This is a genomic window from Anaerolineae bacterium, from assembly GCA_014360855.1.
In the GTDB taxonomy this organism is placed as follows: Bacteria; Chloroflexota; Anaerolineae; order JACIWP01; family JACIWP01; genus JACIWP01.
The window spans coordinates 1-4015 of the sequence record JACIWP010000269.1 but is presented as its reverse complement, the minus strand read 5'-3'; the positions used below and the strand labels follow the sequence as shown (position 1 = coordinate 4015).

General features: G+C 63.3%; 5 protein-coding genes. 1 reads left to right on the top strand and 4 read right to left on the bottom strand.

Features of this window, described 5'->3' with window-relative positions; all coding sequences use genetic code 11:
* From H5T60_12435 to H5T60_12425, 3 genes are all read right to left on the bottom strand, one after another.
* The coding region (locus tag H5T60_12435) for a glycosyltransferase family 4 protein (protein MBC7243239.1) at positions 1–277 on the bottom strand (277 nt) is incomplete at its 3' end.
* Positions 274–1311, bottom strand: a complete 1038-nt coding sequence (locus H5T60_12430; GenBank protein MBC7243238.1) for a glycosyltransferase family 2 protein — start codon at positions 1309–1311, stop codon at positions 274–276. The genes H5T60_12430 and H5T60_12435, both read right to left, overlap by 4 nt.
* 10 nt (positions 1312–1321) lie before the next feature.
* Entirely contained in the window at positions 1322–2422 is a 1101-nt protein-coding gene (locus H5T60_12425; GenBank protein ID MBC7243237.1) for a DegT/DnrJ/EryC1/StrS family aminotransferase, read from the bottom strand.
* Positions 2423–2778: 356 nt separating this feature from the next.
* Here H5T60_12425 and H5T60_12420 point away from each other — a divergent pair, with 356 nt between their 5' ends.
* Entirely contained in the window at positions 2779–3414 is a 636-nt protein-coding gene (locus H5T60_12420) for a TMEM165/GDT1 family protein (protein ID MBC7243236.1), read from the top strand.
* Here H5T60_12420 and H5T60_12415 read toward each other — a convergent pair.
* On the bottom strand, positions 3358–4015 hold a 658-nt coding region (locus tag H5T60_12415; GenBank protein MBC7243235.1), incomplete at its 5' end, for a glucosyl-3-phosphoglycerate synthase. The two genes, H5T60_12420 and H5T60_12415, sit on opposite strands and share 57 nt — an antisense overlap.

Genomic DNA, 4015 nt, shown 5'->3' with positions numbered 1-4015 from the left:
AATAGGTGGGGACCAGGGCCAGGTAGAGCGGGTTGCGGCGGATCTTATTGGGCGCGCCGCTTTCGTGGGTAAGGGACTCCCAGGCCGCCGGCGCGTAGCGGAAGCGCTTGACCGGGATACCAGCGATGACATGGTCCCTCAACCCCTGGTAGGCCGGCGCCAGGACCGTGATCTCCGCGCCGCGCGCCTGCAGGTAATGGATCAGTTCGACCGCCCAGGGGGAGTGCACATCGCCATCCCACCTGGGAAAGCTGGACATCACGAATAGGACCTTCATGATTCCTCACCCGAATGGGGGAACCGGTCGGGATGTCGGGCGGGATAGGATGGTCGCTGTTGGAGATGCTGACGCAGGGTGCGCTCCAGCTCCACCAGTTGCTCCTGCTGATTGACGATCAGCTCGGCGATGAAGCCGATGAGGAAGAGGATGAGGCCGGCCAGCACCAGCACGCCGGCGAACCAGAAGATGGGCCGCTGTTGTTTGGATTGGACGATGTACAGGATGAGCAGATACAGGTAGGTCAGGAAGCCGGCGGCGATAAGCCCGCCTCCCAGCGCGCCGAAGAAGCGCATGGGCTTCTGGCTGAAGACCAGCAGGAACTTGACCACCAGGACATCCAGGAAAGAGACCGGGATGCGTCCCAACCCAAATTTGGAGCGGCCGCGCTGTCGCGGGCGGTAGCTGGTCGGTACCTCGCCCACGCGAAAGCCGTCGGATGCGGCCATCATCAGGATAAAGCGGTGCCAGTCCGAGCGCAGGGGAGGGAGCGCGTCAATTACCTCGCGCCGAAAGGCCTTGATCCAGTTCATATCATGGGCCTGGACGCCGAAAAGCCAGCGCGAGACGAGGTTATAGATGCGGGAGGCGAAGACCTTGCGGTCGCGCCGGCCCTGGCGCCAGCCGGCGACGACATCGTATCCCTCGCTGAGTTTGGCCAGCAGGCGCGGGATGTCCTCTTCCGGGTCAGATTCCATGTCGCCGGGCAGGAAGATCACCACATCGCCCTGGACGTGGCGGAAGCCAGTGCGCAGGGCGGCGGTCAGGCCCAGATTGCGGCGGTGGGTGATCAGATGGACATTAGGGGATCGTTCGGACCAGGAAAGCACCTCCTGGCGCGTGCCGTCGGTGGAACCGTCGTCCACCACCACGATCTCCCCGTCCAGGCCGTAGCGGGAGAAAACGCGCAGGGTGCGCTCGATGACCTGCCCGATATTGCCCTCTTCGTCACGTGCCGGCACCAGCACCGAGATTTTGCCCAGGCCGGCAAGGGCGTTCTGGTCAATTTCGACAGGAGGCAATGCCGCGCTCACCGTTCCACCCTCAGGGGAAGAACTGCCGGATGGCCTCGACGATCATGTCCTGCTGTTCGTCGGTCATCTCGGGATAGAGCGGCAGGGAGAGCACTTCCTGGCTGGCCCTTTCCGCTTCCGGAAAGTCCCCGGGCTGATATCCCAGGTAGCGGAGGGAGGGCTGGAGATGCAGAGGAATGGGATAGTGGATGCCGGCGCCGATGCCCTGCGCGTTCAGATGCTGTAGCAGGGCGTCGCGATGAGATGTCCGGATGGCATATATATGGTACACCATGCGCGTGCCCGACATTTCTTCGGGAAGCTCAACAGGCGCTCCGACCAGGAGCTGATGATACCTGCGGGCCAGGGCGCGCCGGCGTTCGGTCCACGTTTCCAGATGCGGGAGCTTGGCGGCCAGGATGGCGGCTTGCAGGGCGTCCAGCCGTTCCCCATAGCCCAGTATCTCGTGCTCGTACTTGGAGCGCCGGCCGTGGTCGCGCAGCATGCGCACGCGCTCCGCCAGCTCCGCGTTGTTGGTCACTACGGCGCCGGCGTCCCCGTAGGCGCCCAGGTTTTTGCCGGGGTAGAAGCTGAAGCCGGCGATGTCGCCCAGGGTGCCGGTGCGCCGGCCGTGGTACTCGGCGCCGTGTGCCTGCGCGGCGTCCTCGATGACGAGGAGTTGGTGCCGGCGGGCGATGTCCATAATGGGGTCCATATCCGCCGGCTGGCCGTACAGGTGCACCGGCATAATGGCCTTCGTGCGAGGAGTGATGGCTCGTTCGATGAGGTCCGGGTGGATGCAGTAATAGCGCGGATGGATGTCCACGAAGACCGGGCGGGCGCCGGCCATCCAGATGGCCTCGGCGGTGGCCACGAAGGTGAAGGGGGAGGTGATGACCTCATCGCCGGGGCTGATGCCGGCGGCGCGCAGGGCCAGGTGCAGGGCGGCGGTACCAGAGCTGACCCCGATGCAGTGGTCAGCGCCGCAGTATTGGGCGAAGGCCTGCTCAAAGGCCTGCACCTCTTTGCCCAGTATGAAGCTGGTGTTCTCGACGACGCGCCGGATAGCGGCGTCAATATCGGGTTGGATGGAGCGGTATTGGGCTTTCAGGTCGACCAGTGGGATGGCCATGATAGATTCTCCTCTTTGTGCGCCATGCCGGAGCGCCGGCCCTCATTATAAACTGCCGGCGGAGAAAGTCAAAGCGTGAGGGGAGAAGGGAGTCGCCTCACATGCGAGATGACCCTTGCATATCTCTGGCTCCTTTCCCGCATTCCGAATTTGACGTGTTCGCGATCCCGAATTACAATAGCCTTGTCGGTCAGAGGGGAGTAGCTGGCCACGGTGTGGTCAACATGCTGGGTGGATGTCCCGCCCTGGCCCACCGGTTGAGCACTATGCTCAATCAGCGAGACCTTTGACCCGTTCATACGCTCTCGTGTATGGGCGGGCAAGAGGTCTCGCTTTTTTGATGTGTGAGGAGAGGTATGCCGCAGATGAATTGGGCAGATTTCATCTCTGCTTTTGGCCTGTTACTGCTTGCCGAGTTGGGGGACAAGACCCAGTTGGCCGTGCTGACGCAGGTGTGCAAACACCGCACGGTCCTGCCGGTCTTTTTGGGTGGTTCTTTAGCGCTGACCATCCTGACCGGTATTGGGGTGGCATTCGGCCAGGCCATGGGCGTGTTACTGCCGGCCGCTATCATTCGCCGTGTGGCCGCGGTCCTGTTTATTGCGATGGGCCTGTATCTGGCATATCAACATCTGCGCCAGGCCGGCCAGCCCGAGGAAACGGACGAATCGCTCGTCTGCGACGCGGATAATGCTGACCAGTCTGCCGCCCTGCGCCGGCGCGACTGGGTCGCCTTCAGCTCCACTTTTGTGCTCATCTTCCTGGCGGAGCTGGGCGACAAAACACAGCTCGCCAGCATCAGCCTGGCCAGCAAATCCTCATCGCCCTGGATGGTATTCCTGGGCGCCTCCCTGGCGCTGAGCACGGTGACTGCCATGGGGGTCCTGTTCGGCCAGGGCATCAGCCGGCTGGTGCCGGAGCGTATCCTGCGCCTCTTATCTGCCGCCGCCTTCATCATCCTGGGCGTGCTGATCTGGTTCGGGGTGCTGTAGCGCGGCTTCCTCGCTCCGCCCGAAGCGCCGGCGGTACGCCGACACGGTGAGCATGGGCGGACGCTCCTTTTCCGTGATCTCCTCTTCCGTCAGGTACATGCGGCCCGGTTCCTGGCAGATGATCTTCATGGTGCGGTGCATCGCCTCCCCCAGCGGGGCGTCCAGCCGCTCTCCCAGGCGCGCCATAAATACCTGAATGATGGCAAAGGCCATCTTGCTCAGGTTGGATAACGGCTGGTTGTGGTGCACACGCATCTCCAGGTCGGTCTGGGCGATAGCGTTCAATCCGCAAAGCTCCAGGAGGTCAATAAGCAGACCGGATTCGACGCCGTAGCCCATGAAGAAGGGGACGCGTTCCAGCACCCTGCGCCGGCCGGCGTATTCCCCGCTCAGCGGCTGGATCAGGCCCGACAATTCGGGGAAGAACAGGTTCAGCAGAGGGCGGGCCACTAGTTCGGTTACCCGACCCCCACCGCCGGCGCGGATATGCTCCCCTTCGCGCAGGGGCCGGCGGTAAAAGCCCTTCACGTACTGGATGCGGTCCCAGCGCAGGAGCGGCCCCACCACCCCCAGCACGAAACGGGGATGGATGTTCACGATA

Bases quoted from the DNA above. Each gene is read 5' to 3' on its own strand.
- H5T60_12420 (MBC7243236.1), top strand. From the start codon at position 2,779: ATGCCGCAGATGAATTGGGCAGATTTCATCTCTGCTTTTGGCCTGTTA.
- H5T60_12425 (MBC7243237.1), bottom strand. From the start codon at position 2,422: ATGGCCATCCCACTGGTCGACCTGAAAGCCCAATACCGCTCCATCCAA.